Origin of the sequence: Chroococcidiopsis sp. TS-821 (assembly GCF_002939305.1) — a bacterium.
Taxonomy (GTDB): domain Bacteria; phylum Cyanobacteriota; class Cyanobacteriia; order Cyanobacteriales; family Chroococcidiopsidaceae; genus Chroogloeocystis.
The window spans coordinates 80,334-94,998 of sequence record NZ_MVDI01000003.1; the positions used below are offsets into that span (position 1 = coordinate 80,334).

Consider the following 14,665-nt stretch of genomic DNA (forward strand, 5'->3'; position numbering starts at 1 on the left):
CTAACACCGTTTAAGCTATATGCGAGCCAGAATTGAAAATATGGTTCTTTTCCTTCATCATGAGGATGTACCAAGTTTCAAAAAAGGTGGCTCGGTAGTACGCAATAGTTATTTTTGGGCATTGCGTTCGATTGCAGGTCAAGCATCGCGATATCGCGACTGGGAATATGAATCTGAGGTTTGGCTTGCAGTTTGTCGCATGCTCTTGTCCTTCTCGGAATCGGGTTATCTTGGTTTGAAAGAAACAACTCTAGAGTTTCCCCGATCGCAAGGTGAAATTCCGCAAGTTCTGCGACCAATTGCTACTTGGGAAGTAGATTAGAACTATCATAGAGGTCAGGGGTCAGGGATAAACTCCCCTTAAGGAGACCTTTATGAGCTTTTACAATGTTCTAACTCTATTGACTAGGGCTATCTATGGAATTTACACTAACCTTGGCAGTAGAGAATGAACCGAAAAGTTATGAAAGCTTAACTAAGCTGCCTTACCTACTGCGTCGCCGGGTAGAGGATGCTATTAAACTTTTGTGCAAGCGTTTAATTAAAGATACAAGCTCTTTAAAGAGCGGATAAGCGAGTTTTGTTAGTTAAAAACTTGTGCATTAGTAGATAAAGCTGCCTGTGGCTGATTATTGCTGTATAACTCAGTGTTTCTACTTAAGATCTTTATTCTGCATGGATTTTAATAAAGTTTTTAATAATCCAAGCGATCGCGCATAGACAAAGACCGTAAATATACGTATATTTCTATACATTATATACCTCCTAATATTACTGTTATGCCTGTTTTAGAAATTCAACGCGCTGAAAAAATTCATGATTATATTCAGAAATTAGAAAAACTAACAAATATACCGCTCAGAAGTTCTCCAATTATTCTTAGTTCACCGCGTCAAAAAGTATCTTTAGAACTTCCTGTAGAAGGAATCAAACAGTCCTACGAATATATTGAACAATTATACGAAGATGTCGGCGAACACGAACTAGTATTTAAAGCAATTAAAACAGGATGGGAGTATCTTAATTCAGGTTATAAAATTGTCCCTCCAAGTAAGGAAGAGTATTTTAGACAAATTAATGAAGCCTATGTCTTTCAAGCTGCGAGAGAACGCGGTTATACCGTTAGCGAAGATTCTTTTAAAGAACATAAATTTTGTTACGGGCAATACGAAACTTACTATGCTGTTCATGAAATAATGCAGCGCAATGCTTTTGATTTTTTATTGAGTAAATCTTACTCGCCGAGCTTTATTCATACTTATGCCAACTGGCATAAGTGTATCAAGTTAATTTCTACACAATTTATTATTCCAACAACAACCATAGACAAAAAGTTTCCTCACATTCTCGACCAATTGTGGGTGATTTCACATAACGTTAACCAACTCCGCTTATTAGGAATAGAAATTGTTGGTGAAGGGAAATTCTTAAGTAGATCTCAGCCAACAATAACAGTAAATAATGAGTTTTTAAATCAATTAGGATATGAGATCTATCAAGTTGCTAGTTGGTGGTGTCGTGTCGATCCTTATCGAGTAATTTGTGAGTTTCTTAAGGCATCAGGTATCTTTCCAGACGCGACTAAGTATCTCATTGGTGCTGAACTGAATACTATTGATGAGTACGCGTGTGGAATTTGTCATGCACCAATGGTACGCTGGGGTTGGGATTGGATTCAGCGCTATCAAATTGGCAATTCTACTGTATTAGCGCACAAAGATTGTGTTATGCGCAAGCTTCACAGTGGTAAATGTTAATTTAGTTATGAGGAGGAAAAATTGCGATCGCCGCAAGAACATTTTAAAGACTTAGAAGCTATTCTTAATCGCCACGCCACAGCTTTAGAAGCAGAAATCCGCACCTTACAGCAGTCTGATGAAACGGCTCAATGGTCAAATGCTTGGAAGCAAGTGTATAACTGGAACTTTGCTCAAGTATTTGCGCGGCAAAAAGTGTTTCGTAACTGGGCTGCGGATGCTGCTGCGTGGAAACTTTTACCCGAAAGAAACTATCCGAATCGTGGCAATCGTCAAGCAAATTTCGGCGATTAGAAGTTACGGGCGATCGCAAATACACTTGCACCCAGCAACGCACCAGCAGGAACCGTAATCAACCACGCCATAACAATTCCTTGCACAGTTTTAAATTGAATTGACTGATTGCCTTGAACTAACCCAATGCCAACAACACCGCCAACAAGCGCATGGGAAGTAGAAACTGGAATGCCAACACGCGAAGCGAGTAAAATCGTAGTTGCTGTTGCCAGTTCAGCACAAAAACCAGCACTCGGTTGCAGTGGGATAATACCTTCCCCAATGGTTGCAATGACTTTTTTACCCCAAATTGCTAAACCAGTAACAATTCCTGCACCACCTAACACTAAAATCCACAAAGGAATTGTTATGCCATTAACAGGAACAGTACCTGTTTGATTGATGTAGTTTATTGCTGCTAAAGGCGCGATCGCATTGCCGACATCATTAGAACCATGGGCAAAAGCAACAAAACACGCACTCAGTAACTGAAACTTTGCCAGTTGTTTTTCAACTGTATTCTGCGTAGGTGCAAAAGACTGCCGCACGATATTTTTATCCAATTGCCGCCAACTTACCATTGTGAGCGAGACTGCGGCGATCGCGCCAATCCCAATTGGTAAATCGTGTTTGGGAATGTTCCAATGCAGTTGTTCGTGGAAAAATGTATTGATTGGCTGACTTAGTTTAGGTAGCACAATGATGCCAAACACACTCAAAAGTGCGACACTCAGCCAAGGTATCCACTCATTTAACTGCTGTATCGAGTCTTGGCGATCGAGAATCGAGTATTTGATAATGCGATAAAACAACGCGGCGATCGCTCCACTGACAAGCGGAGTGACAACCCAAGCCAAAGATATTGTCCCAATTAACGACCAGTCAATAGCTTGAACGCCAGCAGCCACCCAACTAAAACCCGCGATCGCCCCAACAACTGCATGCGAAGAAGAAACAGGAAAGCCACGCGACGTGGCAATCTGCAACCACAAACCAGCCGCTAGCAGCACAGAAAACATTCCTTGTAACAAAACTTGCGGTTCTGCGGTAAATAATTCCGGATTGACGATTTCTGTTGCTAAAGTTTCTGATACTTCATGACCAAACAAAACTGCACCAGTAAATTCTAAAACTCCAGCGATAATTAAAGCTTGGCGGAGGGTGACAGCTTTTGAGCCTACAGATGTTCCCATCGCGTTAGCAACATCGTTCGCCCCCAAATTCCAAGCAACATAAAATGCTAGTAGTGCGGTTAATCCTAGCTGTAGTATCATTTCGATTTATAGATTGCTATGTATAGGTAGCAGAGGAAGCTACAGGGGCAGAGGAAAAATAATATTTTATACAACTCATCACTCACCACTCACCCTTGTTTTCGCCAACGCGGATTGACAAACTCACTTAAACCTTCCCCAAGTAACGATAGCCCAACAACGAGTAAAGTTAACGCCATTCCTGGAAAAAATGCTGTCCACCAAATACCTGTTGGTAGTGCTTGCAGCGCTTGACGAAGATCGTGTCCCCACTCAGGAACGCGTGGCGGTAAACCTTGTCCGAGAAATCCTAAACTTCCCAGCGTTAAGATCGCATCCGCAGCATTCAGCGTAAATAATACAGGTACACTCTGAATGACATTTAAAAATAAGTATCGCGAAATCACCCGCCAAGTTGATGCTCCCATCGCCTGGGCTGCTTCGACAAATAATTCAGTTTTAACGCTTACTGTATGATTGCGGACAACACGATAATACTGCGGGATGTAAGAAATGCTAATTGCGATCGCCGCATTTAATATGCCTCGTCCTACTACAAACGCAAGCGTGATTGATAATAGTAACCCAGGTAGAGTGTAAATTGTATCCATCAAAAACAGCAAGACGCGATCCAAGCTACCGCCTAAATACCCGCTGACAAGTCCTAATGGTACGCCAATTGCTAAACTCAACATTGTCGCCAGCACAACAACTTGCAACGCCACTTGCGTACCGTACAGCGTTCGAGAAAAAACATCGTAACCTTCGCGATTTGTGCCAAACCAGTATTGTGCCGAAGGTGGTACGTGACTAGGATTATTGAGAGATTCAAGTGGATTTTGAATCCATCCCCAAGCTTGAAATACAGGAGCTAAGATAGCAATCAGTACAAAGATCAGGGTGATTATCAACCCGATGCGCATCAGCTGCATCGAGACGCTGGAACTACCAGACACGATAAAACGTAGCGGAAGTTGGCGTTTGGTTGCGGTCATCAGTGTTTGCTCAACAAGCAGGATCTGCTGACCATTTTTACAGAATTGTCTGCGTTTTTGACAAGCAGGTGGGTTTTGTGTGTCGCCGCAAACAAATTTATTCGCCCCTGAAATCGCTGCTACAAAAACAAAGTCCGCCGGCGCGGACTTGCAGTCATACTTTTGATGAGAGAAATTACAAATTAGCTTCAATCAGCTGGCGGTAATAACTTTTCTGTTTGATGCCTTTAACTTCCATTAGGAGTTCTTGGTTTTTGAACAATTGAATAGTAGGCGTTCCTGTAACACCAGCAGTTTCTGCAATGTCGCGCTCTTTGTCAATGTCTATTTCTACAAAGTGAACTTTGCCGTCAAACTCATCTATGACTTTATTCAAAATTGGTTTTAATGTATGGCAAGGACCGCATCCAGGTGCCACATACTTAACTATCAATAAGCGATCGCTTTCATGGAACAATTTCCGTAAAGCGTAACCGCCTTCATGACGCGTTGCACTCAAATCAAACTCGCCATTTTGCGTTGTCTTGACGGCTTCGTGCACTAATTCGTTATCTAAGTGCAAGTTCTCTCCAGCTTGATGGAATTCTTGAATTAAACCGTTAGAAGATAACCAGCGTTCGGCTAACATGGCTGCCATACAACCCGAACCCGCTGCTGTAACTGCTTGACGATATTCACGATCTTGCACGTCACCCGCAGCGAAGACACCTTCAACGCTTGTTTCTGGCGAACCAGGCTTTGTAACAATGTAGCCAAGATCGTCAAGTTCGATTTGTCCTTTGAAGAGTGATGTGTTTGGTGTATGACCGATCGCGTAAAATAGCCCCTTAACATGAATTTTGCTTTCTTCGCCAGTTTGCGTATTTCGGACTTTGACTCCTTCCATGTGGTTATCATTCCCAAATACGTCAATTGGCTCGGTATTCCAATGAACGTGAATCTTAGGATTACTCAAAACGCGATCCTGCATCGCCTTACTCGCACGCATTTTGTCACTGCGGACAAGCATATGTACCTGCGATCCATACTTGGTGAGGTAAATCGATTCTTCGGCTGCGGAGTCTCCACCACCCACAACCGCGAGTTCAGCGCCATGAAAAATTGGTGTTGCACCATCGCAGATCGCACACGCGGAAATACCACGACTCCAAAATTCGCCCTCACACGGCAATCCTAACCGCTTTGCTGTCGCACCAGTGGCAATAATCACGCTATGTGTTTTAAACTCGCGCTCGTCAGAACGTACCGTAAATGGACGCTGAGTTAAATCAACATAGGTGACATCTTCGGTATATAACTCAGCTCCCCAGCGTTCGGCTTGCGCTTTCATCCGATCCATCAAATTTGGTCCGGTAATTCCTTCAGGAAAGCCTGGAAAATTCTCTACTTCTGTCGTCGTCATCAGCTGTCCCCCTGGCAAACCCCCAGCTTGAAAGCCTTCAAATACAATCGGTTTGAGGTTGGCTCGTGCAGCATAAATTGCAGCGGTATACCCGGCTGGACCTGAACCAATGATTACTAAATTCTCTACCGTTGGATTTGTCATGGATGCTTATATAAACTCATAATGACTACGTTTAGCTTAGTATAACAAATAGTTACATAGAGAGCTAGTCGTATCGTTGCGGATTTTCAATCGAGATTGAGGTAATAAGGATATCTTGTAGATCCATCTCAGAGAATGAGAGGCGATCGCAAATATATCAATAAATAGAACCTTTGCGCTTGTAAGATTTTTGTCAGATCTGGGCATATTAGCAATTGAGGTGAAGTAGGGCTTGCCTCAGTTGCGGTTAGCAGTAGGAATTGCAGAATATGACTCAGATTTTAACTGAAATAAGTGAGAAGATTCGGCAGCAGTTTGATACCGGACCTTATCCGAGAATTCCATTAGAGAGGTCGCCGAAGAATGATGCTATGGCGCTATATATCCATAGTTTGGTAAATGCGTATTACTTGCGCAATCAAAAAATTATTCGTACTGAGGGTAAGTTAATTTTAGATGCAGGGTGTGGCTCTGGTTATAAGTCACTGATTTTAGCGGAAGCCAATCCAGGGGCAAAAATTGTTGGTATAGACATCTCTGCAAACTCAATTGAACTTGCGAAACAACGATTGCAATATCACGGCTTTGACAATGCAGAGTTTTATGTATGCAGAATTGAAGACTTACCGAGTTTAGGTTTGCAATTTGACTATATTAACTGCGATGATGTGTTGTATTTGTTGAGTGAACCAGCAGTTGGCTTACAGGCGATGAAGTCGGTTCTCAAGCAGGATGGCATTATTCGCGCTAATCTACATAGTTCGCTGCAACGCACTTACTACTACCGCGCCCAAGAAGTCTTCAAAATGATGGGGTTGATGGATGAAAATCCCGAAGAGTTAGAGATTGACTTGGTACGAGACACAATGAATGCATTAAAAGATCAAGTAAAGCTCAAAGCTTTGACTTGGAGTCCTGCGCTCGCAGCCGATCCAGAACGAATTTTAATGAATCTACTATTTCAGGGAGACAAAGGCTACACAATCCCTGAGACATTTGCCGCAATTCGGAAGGCTGAGCTTGAGTTTATCAGCATGGTAAATTGGCGGCAATGGAATTTGATGGAGTTATTTAAAGAACCCGACGATCTCCCAGTCTTTTTAGCAATGAGTTTACCGGAAATTAGCGTAGAAGAACAACTTACTTTATTTGAGTTGTTGCATCCGGTTCATCGCTTGTTAGACTTTTGGTGTGGTCATCCGCAGCAAAGTCAAAATGTTGTTCCGGTTGTCGAGTGGACGTTATCTGATTGGGAAACTGCACAAGTTCATCTTGTACCACAGCTAAGAACACCGGAAATTAAACGAGAACTTATAGATGCGATCGCGCAGTTAAACACGTTTGAAATTAGCCAGTACTTACCAATTCCAGAAAAACACGTATCGATAGATAGTACAGTTGCCGCTTGTTTGTTACCTTTGTGGGAAGCACCGCAACCGATGCGATCGCTTGTGGCACATTGGCAGAAAATACGCCCTGTGAATTTGGCAACGCTAGAGCCATTCAGCACCAATGAAGCTTTAGAAGTGCTGAGTAACGCGCTCATTGGCTTGGAAAGTCGCGGTTATGTTCTGGTTGAACGGTAAAGTTGTTTTTTATGAGCGATCGCATGAGATGAATGTGTTGTGCGATCGTATATTTCTCATCTCACAACCGTTGGAGTAATTCCTCATACTCCTCATACAATTTAATCTAATGCGAGAAAAGTTATTGGATTTTATTGAGGATTCCAAAATACCAATGATTCAACTATCTATATATTCTACCTTGATGTCAAACCATCAAATTAGTCAATCTAATTCAGCATTTAAAGGTAGACGTTGAAGATGAATTTTTGATAGTTGGATATATGAAAACCTCGATGAGTGGGCAAGCTAAGTCTAGTTACTAACAAAACATTTTCCCCACTCTATAGCTAAAACTACTATGAATACACAACTTAAAGCCCAATTTCTAGACCGGAGGGATAGAAAAAACGAAGAAGGTTTCACGCTCATTGAGATGCTGGTAGTTATTATTATTATTGGTATTCTCTCTGCTATTGCAATGCCATCGTTTCTGAGTCAAGCAGCGAAAACTCGGCAATCGGAAGCAAAAAATAGTACGGGTGCTTTGAACCGAGCGCAGCAAGCTTATTATTTAGAAAACCAAATATTTGCAGACGATGTGAATAAGTTAAGTGTAGGCGTGGTCAATAGCGTTAGTTATAACTACGTGGTGAGTGGTAACGATTTCATCAATCAAGTGGCGAACTTGGCAACGGCACAGCAAGCAGATTTGAAAAGTTATGCGGGCGGTGTTTTTAAGTCGGCAAATAATCTGACAACTGTAGCAATCTTGTGTGAAGCAAATAGTGCAGGAAACACACCGATAAACGCGCCAATGAGTGCGAATGCTTGTGCGAATGGTTCGCAGCGAATGCAATAAGTTCATTTTGGCGTACAGATGGCGATCGCACTCTTATCGATGACTTACTGTAGGAAAAACCTGACGACGCTTCAATATGCGGTCGCACTTTCGTACCACATCTTTCAAAGCCACATGGCACTCCTATTTCTGGCAGTATAGGTAATCAACGCATAGCGCACCACTATTATGCGATCGTACCTGGATATAAATTCTTTCATCCAAAATTAGCAAATAACACGTTCTGACATAGTAAGGGTAGAAAAAGTGGTAAATATTCTGGTACGAATGCCGGAATGTTTCTATTTTTCAGCTTAGGCGGCTTCTTGCCCCTTAAGATCGCATCAGATGCTACAGGCAGGGGACACTTCCAAGGGCGTACTGTTTTCCTATTCGAGTGGAGAAGATGAGGAAAAAGCTTGTCTGCGAATAGTGTAGTATTTTCTTGATTCTTGTCGCCGTTGTATTAATTGTATTAAAAATTACTAATACCTTTATGCTAGGTATTGCTATTCCTGCCAAACAGCGTTAATTTATGCTCTAATATGACGTCTCTATACTGCAATCAAGGACACAAAAACCAAAAAGGTAGCCGCTTTTGTATTGAGTGTGGCGAACCATTGTGGCTAGCTGCGGGAGAAGTTTTAGAAAAGCGCTATCGTCTTGTGCGTCAGTTAGCCTCTGGTGGCTTTGGACGTACTTACTTAGCAGAAAATTTGCATCGCTTCAACGAGCGTTGTGTCCTCAAAGAATTCGCGCCACAGGTACAAAACGATCGCGAACTTGAAAAAGCAAAAGAATTATTTGAGCGCGAAGCAGGAGCGCTATACAATCTCAAGCATCCGCAACTACCGCGTTTTCTAGAATTTTTTCAAGCAGAGACAAAAGCTGGTATAAATTGCTTGTTTTTGGCACAAGACTACATCGAAGGAGACACCTACTACGACTTACTGCGATCGCGCGGTTCTTTCTCAGAAGCAGAAGTTCGACAACTCTTGTGTAAATTATTACCTGTCTTATCTTATATACACGCACAGGGCGTCGTACATCGCGATATTGCCCCAGATAACATCATTCTGCGAAATAGCGACCAAATGCCAGTTTTGATCGACTTTGGTGGCGTGAAACAAGTTGCGGCAACTGTCGTTTCTCAATTTACAGGATTGGGGATGCCGACTTTAATAGGTAAACAAGGCTACGCCCCAGAGGAGCAAATGCGTCAGGGCAAAGTGTATCATAATAGCGACTTGTACGCGCTGGCGGTGACAGCATTAGTATTGCTGACGGGTAAAGAACCGCAAGACTTGTACGATAGCTACAAAGGTACTTGGCAATGGCGGAAAGAAATTAATATCAGTCCGCAGCTAGAAGCGGTATTGCATAAAATGTTGGCGTATAAGCCAGGCGATCGCTATGCCAACGCCGAGGAAGTCTTACAAGCCTTACAAACTCCATCACTAAAGATACCAACGCTTAATATTTCGCAACTACGAACGATTAATGTCTTGGGACGTAAGCCCGAACCGACACGCAATCCTGCATCACAAGAGATTAAAACACACTCTACAGGCACTCAGGTCATTGCTGCGCGTACTAACAAACAAATGCAGTTAAACTTGGGTTGGGTGCGTCCTATGCTGATGAAAGCAACGACCTTAAGCGCAGTTGGATTGACGGTAACCAGTGCATGGGTATTGGCAAATTCTCTTTTGCAGATACCGCTATCGAACCCGACAGCACAGCGATCGCCAACCAGTACTAATACAGCAACTAGGCTGCAAAACATCGTCAGCCGTCGCCAAGCTTTACAAATTCGAGAGGCTTTTTTTATTGGTTTAGTAGATGATTCTTTCCATCGCCAACATCCTGAGTTAAATGGACGAAGCTTGAAATCTGATGCTCAAGACGCCGCATTACGCGACAATTGGTTTAGAATTGCAGAGCAAATGCTCGATAAACTAGAACAAGCTGAACTTTCGCCAGCAATCCGACGCCGCCTTGGAAGTTACAACGAACAAGACTACACAACTTGGCAGCAGCAAGCAAATCAAGGGCTGTTAGGGAACTATACCAGCAATGAATTAACTCAACAAACAAATCAAAAATTTTATCGCCTCTTTCCCGAAGAACGCGGAAAGAAACTTAAACTTAATACATTAGGTCAAGTATGGTACGCAATCGCTGCCGACCAGGTGCAGCAGCGCAAACAGGCTAGTAAATAACAGCTAGACTTTGAATGTCGGCGCAAGCCAAAAATGAAATATTCATTTCAATCCTTGCATTATCGTACCATTTCACTAAGTTAAAGATTAACAAACAACTTCTCCTCTGCCTTGTCTGCTCCCTTGCTTCCCCTGTTGCCTATATGTATAGCCTTAGTAGAGTTTAACCTCGACCCCTGACCTCTGACCCCTACTATATCAACCTTGAAAAACGGTATGATGTACTGCTCCAAAGGACACGAAAATCCAGATCGCAGTCGCTATTGTCTTGAGTGCGGCGAAAAGCTAGTGGAGGCAAGTAATACACAGCCAGGAATTATAGGCGATCGCTACCGAATTATCCGCCAATTGGGGCAAGGGGGCTTTGGACGTACTTATCTCGCCGAAGATATTAATCGCTTTAATGAACTGTGTGTTTTAAAAGAATTTGCGCCCCAAGTACAGGGAACCTATGCTTTGCAAAAAGGGCAACAATTGTTTCAACGCGAAGCCGGAACTCTTTACAAATTACAACATCCGCAAATTCCTAAATTTCGCGAACTTTTTCAAGCCAGTTTAGAGGGTAAGAAACATTTACTTTTAGTCCAAGATTATGTTGCAGGTGCGAGCTATCGCCAATTATTAAATACCCGCAAACAGCAAGGTTTACAGTTTAACGAAACCGAAGTTACACAGCTACTACAACAACTCTTGCCAGTTTTAGATTATATCCACTCGCTCGGAGTTATCCATCGCGATATTTCACCAGAAAATATCATCTTGCGCGATGCGGATTATTTACCTGTACTCATCGATTTTGGTGGTGTTAAACAAGTAGCAGCTTCAATTGTTTCTCAGTTTAGCCCTGCCGATCCTCATGCTACAGTATTGCCAGTGACTCGCGTCGGCAAAATTGGCTATGCACCACCAGAACAAATCTTTTCTGGAGTTGTCTCTTTCCAAAGTGATTTATATGCTTTAGCTGCAACTGCACTCGTATTACTCACAGGTAAAGAACCACAAGATTTAATTGACGAGCAAACATTAGAGTGGAACTGGCGACGCGAAATTAACCTCAGCCCCCAGTTGGGGAATATTTTAGATAAAATGCTCGTGCCCAGAGCAAGCGATCGCTATCCATCCGCACGCCAAGTTTTGCAAGCCTTAAATCGCAGCGTACCCAAACAACCTGCACCACAAGTACCGCCAACAATCGTGACAAAGCCTCCAGTCACAAATGCTGCTTCTGCAACGTCGTCGTGGCAATTACAACCTGCGAGTGCAAGTTATTATGCGCGCAGTCACAGCTTGAGTGTAGGGAAAGTTTTTGGCATCGGATTGTTGTTGATGGCAACAGCAGGCTTAAGTTGGTGGGGAACAAGATTGTGGTTGCATTCGCGCATGGCGAGTATGCCAGAAGTAATACCAACTATTTCCCCCATAGCCGCACCAACACCTACACCGCAATATTCCACAGTCGAACAAAATCGCAAAAATCAATTACGCGATCGCCGCCAACAACTGGGAATTAATGACAGCTTTTACAATGCTTTAGTCAATCAGTTATTTTGGGAAGAACGCCCTGAACAGCGCGGTAAAACCCTCAGTAGTAGCCCTGCAGATGCAGCGTTACGCAGCGAGTGGGATAGTATTGCCGCAGAAGTCCTCAATAAACTGCAAGCATTAAGCCCAGAAGCCCGCCAACAATTAGGAAAATATCGGGCTGCGGATCGCGATCGCTGGAAAGTTTCTGTCAACAAGCTAAACCTCAGCAGTCGTACTTTGTATGACTTGACAGATGCTACCTTTTTTCACTTGTTTCCACAATACAAAGGTCAGAACTTTATTAACCAGCCGATTGGTCAAGTATGGCACGGGATTGCAACTGATAAAGTACAACGCCTAGTCTCAGGTAGTGGTTATGAAAAGATCGCGTTTACCCAAGAAAACACAATTCAACAAGTTCGCGGAAATTTACAACCAGGTGAAGGTAAGGCTTATATCGCACAGTTAACGAAAGATCAGCTGATGCAACTCAACCTTGAAGCCGAGCCCCGTGTTTTAATTTCAGCGTACTCTCCTACCGGTAGTACAGTTTTGCTCGAAGATTCAAGCGATCGCACTTGGTCTGGTAAATTACCAGAAACAGGTTACTACGAGTTTGTTGTGGTTTCGACTGCGTCAGCACCAGTTGATTATCTACTTCAAATTATCGCTGATTAGCAAGGAAGCTTCAGGAGCCAGTGCGGTGCAAAGGTGTCCGTGCGTGAGAGCAACTGGCGCGGGCAAAGGGGGTAGCAGAGGCGAATTGTCTTCTATACTTATCACTCAAAACTAGTTACTAGTCACTCTCTTCACCCCTCGCCCTTAAACTACTCGTTACCAGTTACTTTAGTGACTGCTTCTTTCGCGCCTTCTAAGGCTTTTTCCACAATGCCTTCGCTTTGTCCAGCGTTTTTAACATTTTCTTCATAAACTTTTTCTGGATCTTCTGCTGCTTGGATTTGTTCTTCGTAAGCTTGTTCGCGCGTACTTACAGCTTCTGGCGTACTTCGATCCATTGTTTCCTGTTGCATCATAGGCTCATTAGCAGCCATACTCGGCTGAGTTGCAAAAACCAGCAGACACGACACACTCATCAAACTCACTAACCCTACGATGACTAGGCTCTGACGCAATGCTTGCTTCAACACAGCAAAAATCCGTTGCATATAAACTTTTCCTCACTTTTTTATGATGCTTGTAAAAATGACTGGCACACTTTATAAATCCCAAGCTGAATTGCATCCTACGTGGCAGCATTATCCTGTGCCTTCTACCTGGAGGGAGAATTAGAGCAGAGGAGCAGAGGGAGCTGAAAAGATAGAGGGATAAGGAGACGCGAGGACGCGGGGAAATTTAGTTACAGTTAATCACTCCTAACTCCCACTAACTAGCAGTCACCAACCACTCATCCTTCACCCCTCGTCGTCCCTCACTCCTACTTACGCTTCATCCAAAGCAGCAATACCAGGAAGTTCTTTGCCTTCAAGTAACTCTAAGCTAGCCCCGCCACCCGTCGAAATATGGCTCATTTGATCGGCAACACCTACTTTCTCAACAGCTGCAACCGAGTCACCACCACCGATAATTGTCGTAACACCTTGCTTGGTGAGATCGGCAAGTGTCCGCGCGATCGCTTCGGTTCCTACAGCGAACTTATCAAACTCAAAGACGCCCATTGGACCATTCCAAATGACTGTTTTGCAATCAGCAAGCGCGTTTTGGAACATCTCGATTGAGTCAGGTCCAATATCTAATCCCATACCATCGTCAGGGATGTTTTCAACACTTACAGTTTGCGCGTTCGCATCTGCTGCAAATTTATCAGCAACAACAACATCAGTAGGCAATAGCATTTGCACGCCGCGTTCTTTTGCCTTAGCTTCTAAAGATTTAGCAAGTTCTAGCTTGTCGTCTTCTACTAATGATTTACCGACATTCAATCCACGTGCTTTGTAGAAGGTGAAAATCATCCCACCACCCAAAATCAGCTTGTCGCACTTTTCTAACAGGGTCTCAATTACACCAATTTTGCTAGAAACTTTAGAACCACCAATAATCGCTGCTAAAGGACGTTCGGGATTTTCAATCGCACTTTGTAGGTACTGCAACTCTTTTTCAATCAAGTATCCAGCAACACAAGGGCTAAGATAGTGCGTCACGCCTTCGGTCGAAGCATGAGCGCGGTGGGCTGTACCAAACGCATCATTGACATACACATCCGCATTGGCTGCTAGCTGTTTGGCAAATTCAGGGTCGTTTTTCTCCTCTTCTTTGTGGAAGCGAACATTTTCGAGCAACAGTACCTGACCATTTTGCATTCCTGATACTTTACTCGCAACTTCGTCACCGATGCAGTCATCGCATTTGATGACTTCTTGACCGAGTAATTCCGAAAGACGTTTAGCAACAGGAGTCAGACGCAGCTTGTCATCAACACCTTTGGGACGTCCAAAATGGCTAGCTAAAATGACCTTAGCGCCTTTTTGCATCAAATCTTGAATTGTCGGCAGTGCTGCCCGAATTCGAGTATCATCAGTGATATTTCCTTGGTCATCCAACGGAACATTAAAGTCCACCCGCACTAATGCACGCTTACCTGATAAGTCTGAAGCTGATAAATTTGCTAAAGTTTTTTTGGACATAATTGACAAGTTCCTCCTGACTGGATTCTTAATTAATTATTAAG

12 protein-coding genes are annotated in these 14,665 nt (G+C 43.2%); 7 read left to right on the forward strand and 5 right to left on the reverse strand.

Translation table 11 applies throughout. The features are described 5' to 3' along the window. Positions 1 to 19: 19 nt before the first annotated feature. From B1A85_RS10785 to B1A85_RS10795, 3 genes are all read left to right on the forward strand, one after another. On the forward strand, positions 20 to 322 hold the full coding sequence (locus B1A85_RS10785; protein WP_104546921.1) for a hypothetical protein: 303 nt from the start codon (positions 20 to 22) through the stop codon (positions 320 to 322). 457 nt (positions 323 to 779) lie between these two features. Then, positions 780 to 1,757 carry a hypothetical protein gene (locus B1A85_RS10790; RefSeq protein ID WP_104546922.1) on the forward strand — a complete coding sequence of 326 codons (978 nt, stop codon included), beginning with the start codon at positions 780 to 782 and terminating at the stop codon, positions 1,755 to 1,757. A gap of 21 nt (positions 1,758 to 1,778) precedes the next feature. Further along, the gene (locus B1A85_RS10795; RefSeq protein WP_104546923.1) at positions 1,779 to 2,051 is read left to right on the forward strand and encodes a hypothetical protein; all 273 of its coding nucleotides are present in this window, start codon (positions 1,779 to 1,781) and stop codon (positions 2,049 to 2,051) included. On the opposite strand, the gene B1A85_RS10800 is transcribed toward B1A85_RS10795, so the two are convergent. The 3 genes from B1A85_RS10800 to trxB all read right to left on the reverse strand — a co-directional run bounded on the left by B1A85_RS10800 (position 2,048) and on the right by trxB (position 5,827). Beyond that, positions 2,048 to 3,307: an inorganic phosphate transporter gene (locus B1A85_RS10800; protein ID WP_104546924.1), complete on the reverse strand. Its 1,260-nt coding sequence runs from the start codon at positions 3,305 to 3,307 to the stop codon at positions 2,048 to 2,050. The genes B1A85_RS10795 and B1A85_RS10800 overlap by 4 nt on opposite strands. A gap of 89 nt (positions 3,308 to 3,396) precedes the next feature. Continuing rightward, positions 3,397 to 4,281, reverse strand: a complete 885-nt coding sequence (locus tag B1A85_RS10805) for an ABC transporter permease (RefSeq protein WP_104547322.1) — start codon at positions 4,279 to 4,281, stop codon at positions 3,397 to 3,399. A gap of 175 nt (positions 4,282 to 4,456) precedes the next feature. Further along, positions 4,457 to 5,827 (reverse strand): thioredoxin-disulfide reductase, encoded by a 1,371-nt coding sequence (gene trxB / locus B1A85_RS10810; RefSeq protein WP_104546925.1) that lies wholly within the window; start codon positions 5,825 to 5,827, stop codon positions 4,457 to 4,459. 269 nt (positions 5,828 to 6,096) lie between these two features. On the opposite strand from trxB, the gene B1A85_RS10815 reads away from it, so the two are divergent. The 4 genes from B1A85_RS10815 (at position 6,097) to B1A85_RS10830 (ending at position 12,657) form a co-directional block, all read left to right on the forward strand. Further along, complete coding sequence (locus tag B1A85_RS10815; protein WP_104546926.1) at positions 6,097 to 7,413, forward strand: class I SAM-dependent methyltransferase; 1,317 nt, start codon at positions 6,097 to 6,099, stop codon at positions 7,411 to 7,413. Between the two features lie 340 nt (positions 7,414 to 7,753). Continuing rightward, positions 7,754 to 8,254 (forward strand): type IV pilin-like G/H family protein, encoded by a 501-nt coding sequence (locus B1A85_RS10820; protein ID WP_104546927.1) that lies wholly within the window; start codon positions 7,754 to 7,756, stop codon positions 8,252 to 8,254. A gap of 524 nt (positions 8,255 to 8,778) precedes the next feature. Further along, entirely contained in the window at positions 8,779 to 10,455 is a 1,677-nt protein-coding gene (locus tag B1A85_RS10825; RefSeq protein ID WP_104546928.1) for a serine/threonine-protein kinase, read from the forward strand. Positions 10,456 to 10,671: 216 nt separating this feature from the next. Continuing rightward, positions 10,672 to 12,657 (forward strand): serine/threonine-protein kinase, encoded by a 1,986-nt coding sequence (locus B1A85_RS10830; RefSeq protein WP_104546929.1) that lies wholly within the window; start codon positions 10,672 to 10,674, stop codon positions 12,655 to 12,657. Positions 12,658 to 12,806: 149 nt separating this feature from the next. Here B1A85_RS10830 and B1A85_RS10835 read toward each other — a convergent pair whose 3' ends face one another. Next, a complete protein-coding gene (locus B1A85_RS10835) occupies positions 12,807 to 13,145 on the reverse strand; it encodes a hypothetical protein (RefSeq protein WP_104546930.1) in 339 nt (112 codons plus the stop codon). 273 nt (positions 13,146 to 13,418) lie between these two features. Beyond that, positions 13,419 to 14,621, reverse strand: coding sequence for a phosphoglycerate kinase (gene pgk / locus B1A85_RS10840; RefSeq protein WP_104546931.1), 1,203 nt, complete (start codon positions 14,619 to 14,621; stop codon positions 13,419 to 13,421). Positions 14,622 to 14,665 lie beyond the last annotated feature (44 nt).

What these genes read in the sequence shown, in the direction of transcription:
- B1A85_RS10835 (WP_104546930.1), bottom strand. Translation starts at nt 13,145, where the DNA reads ATGCAACGGATTTTTGCTGTGTTGAAGCAAGCATTGCGTCAGAGCCTA.
- B1A85_RS10800 (WP_104546924.1), bottom strand. Translation starts at nt 3,307, where the DNA reads ATGATACTACAGCTAGGATTAACCGCACTACTAGCATTTTATGTTGCT.
- B1A85_RS10815 (WP_104546926.1), top strand. Translation starts at nt 6,097, where the DNA reads ATGACTCAGATTTTAACTGAAATAAGTGAGAAGATTCGGCAGCAGTTT.
- B1A85_RS10820 (WP_104546927.1), top strand. Translation starts at nt 7,754, where the DNA reads ATGAATACACAACTTAAAGCCCAATTTCTAGACCGGAGGGATAGAAAA.
- B1A85_RS10805 (WP_104547322.1), bottom strand. Translation starts at nt 4,281, where the DNA reads ATGACCGCAACCAAACGCCAACTTCCGCTACGTTTTATCGTGTCTGGT.
- pgk (WP_104546931.1), bottom strand. Translation starts at nt 14,621, where the DNA reads ATGTCCAAAAAAACTTTAGCAAATTTATCAGCTTCAGACTTATCAGGT.
- B1A85_RS10830 (WP_104546929.1), top strand. Translation starts at nt 10,672, where the DNA reads ATGATGTACTGCTCCAAAGGACACGAAAATCCAGATCGCAGTCGCTAT.
- B1A85_RS10790 (WP_104546922.1), top strand. Translation starts at nt 780, where the DNA reads ATGCCTGTTTTAGAAATTCAACGCGCTGAAAAAATTCATGATTATATT.
- trxB (WP_104546925.1), bottom strand. Translation starts at nt 5,827, where the DNA reads ATGACAAATCCAACGGTAGAGAATTTAGTAATCATTGGTTCAGGTCCA.
- B1A85_RS10785 (WP_104546921.1), top strand. Translation starts at nt 20, where the DNA reads ATGCGAGCCAGAATTGAAAATATGGTTCTTTTCCTTCATCATGAGGAT.
- B1A85_RS10825 (WP_104546928.1), top strand. Translation starts at nt 8,779, where the DNA reads ATGACGTCTCTATACTGCAATCAAGGACACAAAAACCAAAAAGGTAGC.